Source organism: Pseudomonas sp. HMWF006 (assembly GCF_003061205.1).
GTDB classification, from domain to species: domain Bacteria; phylum Pseudomonadota; class Gammaproteobacteria; order Pseudomonadales; family Pseudomonadaceae; genus Aquipseudomonas; species Aquipseudomonas monsensis.
Genome location: NZ_QAIU01000570.1, coordinates 1139 through 3210, shown reverse-complemented (window position 1 = coordinate 3210; position 2072 = coordinate 1139). Strand labels below are relative to the sequence as shown.

At 61.0% G+C, this 2072-nt stretch carries 3 protein-coding genes and 1 pseudogene; all 4 read right to left on the bottom strand.

What is annotated here, in order from left to right; translation table 11 throughout:
• Positions 1-263, bottom strand: a pseudogene (locus DBR24_RS33855) (ArnT family glycosyltransferase); the annotation flags it as partial.
• Between the two features lie 68 nt (positions 264-331).
• Positions 332-919 (bottom strand): ribosomal protein S5-alanine N-acetyltransferase, encoded by a 588-nt coding sequence (gene rimJ, locus DBR24_RS26115; RefSeq protein WP_128616153.1) that lies wholly within the window; start codon positions 917-919, stop codon positions 332-334.
• Between the two features lie 250 nt (positions 920-1169).
• On the bottom strand, positions 1170-1535 hold the full coding sequence (locus DBR24_RS26110) for a DUF6124 family protein (RefSeq protein WP_128616152.1): 366 nt from the start codon (positions 1533-1535) through the stop codon (positions 1170-1172).
• 143 nt (positions 1536-1678) lie between these two features.
• The coding region (locus DBR24_RS33850; protein ID WP_256591847.1) for a DUF2252 family protein at positions 1679-2072 on the bottom strand (394 nt) is incomplete at its 5' end.

Genomic DNA, 2072 nt, shown 5'->3' with positions numbered 1-2072 from the left:
GCCACCGCCGAAGCCAATCGTACCGCCCACGGCGAAACGCCAAACACGCGCATCGCGCCCGCATCCAGCCACAGGCTCAGCGGTGGTTTTTCCAGAAACGGCTCGCCGAACAGCCGTGGCGTGACCCAGTCATCGTCCAGATGCATCTCCATGGCGATGCCGGCGACGCGGGCTTCGGTAGAACCTTGCAATTGATGGTTGCCCAGCGCGAAGAAAAACAGCAGGGCGGTGAGGAGAAACAGCGAAGTGGCGGAACGCGACATGGGTTTCAAGCAACCGGAAGGGGCGAAGGCCTGAGCATACTTCGCCAATGCTTAACAAATTGTGAAACTCACGCGAGATGTCGCGACCAGCGCTTTTCCGGTGTATCGAACACTGGATTGACCAGCGCCGTCAGCACATGATCCTGCCAGCGCCCGGCAATATTCAGGTACGCCTTGGCGTAGCCTTCGCGCTCGAAACCCAGCCGCTCAAGCAACCGCGCACTGCGTTCGTTACCGGGAATGTAGTTGGCCATGATCCGGTGCAGGTTCTGGGTTTCGAACATATAGCCGATGCCCGCCTCCAGCGCTTCCTGCATCAGCCCCTGACCCTGACGGGCTTCATCGAGGTGATAACCCAGATAACACGCCTGGAACGCGCCGCGAATGAGGCCGCTGAAGTTGCACGCACCGATCATTTGCTCACCATCCGGCGTCAACAGGGCGAAGTGCATGGCCAATCCGGCCTCGAATGCGCTGGCCTGGACCTCAAGGCGTCGGTGAATTTGCTCGGTGGAAAAGTATTCGGTGGTGCGGATCGGCGACCACGGGGCGAGGTGGCGCAGATTGCGTCGATAGAAATCACTTTCGAGCTCTGCCTGATCCGGGGCGAGTATCGCCAGCGTCAGGCGTTGGCAGGGCAGGGTCAACAGCGGCATCGGGCGTTCCTTGGCGAGGGATCTGCTGGCAGCGTCGCGCAATTAGCCGGGGCACAGCAAGCTGTGGCTCATTTCAGGCAAAAAAAAGCCCGCGGGAGAGCGCGGGCGAACCGTAGTTTCTTGAATGAGCAAACGGAATGTACAGGTTCGACCGGGCAACGGCAGTGAAGAAAAATTCATCTCGATCAACTGCTACACCGTGGCTCGATCCTGACAGGCAAGACCGCTCGCGCCTTACGGGTTTCGCCCGTCAGTGGCGAACGTCCGGGGTCGGCGATCCCGGCGAGACAAGATTGTCCCGAGCCCGGCAGACGACGATTTCGGCCAATGCGCTCAGCTGTTTGATCGCCACCGCCACATGACGCCGGGAGCCATCGAATTCTTCGGCAAAATTTTCACTGATGGCGGCGAGAGACCCAAGCAGTTCGCTGGCATGCTCGAGCAGGGTGATGGTGTCGACGTCGTCACGCACCCTGAGCATCTGGTTGAGGGGAAGGCCAGGCCGTCGTTTCGAACCGCCTGTGGCGGCGGTGGCGTTCGATCGGGTTTTCGTGCGGGCCGTTTGCGCATCGGGTAATACCGGTCCAACGAGCGAAAGTCGGGTGATTTTTTTCATGACGCAGCTCCGTGGAATGAACAGCAGGCGAGGAGGGTAACGCCCCGAAAATCGCTGCACCAGTTCATGAAAGTCGACACGTGTTGCGGGAATTTTCCTAGGACGCCCGGCGTAGGACGCTGCCGCGCTGGCAGCGCCTCGGCTCAAGGCAAATGGTCAGCGGCAAAATCAGCCTCTGAGCGGGCCCGCAACCGCCCCTTGCGACAGGCCGTCTGGAAGCGTTCGAAATCGCGCTCGTTCTGCGCGGTGTAATGTTGCGCGTACTTCAACAGCGCATCCGCCAGCGCATCGCCTTTGCCGATGTAACCACTGATCTGCGCAGCGAGGCCGGAGGCTTTGGCATGGGCTCGGGCGAGGGCGCGGCCGCAAACACGCCCGTAGGCGGCAAACGTCTCTGCGTCGAAGTTTTCCAGTTCGGCGGAGATCTTCATGTCGCGCAATTGCCGCACGTAGAATTGCCGACCGCCGGGGCCGGTGGTCCAGCCCAGAAACATGTCGCTGGCCGCTTGCATCAGGCGTTGCCCCTCGACCACGCGC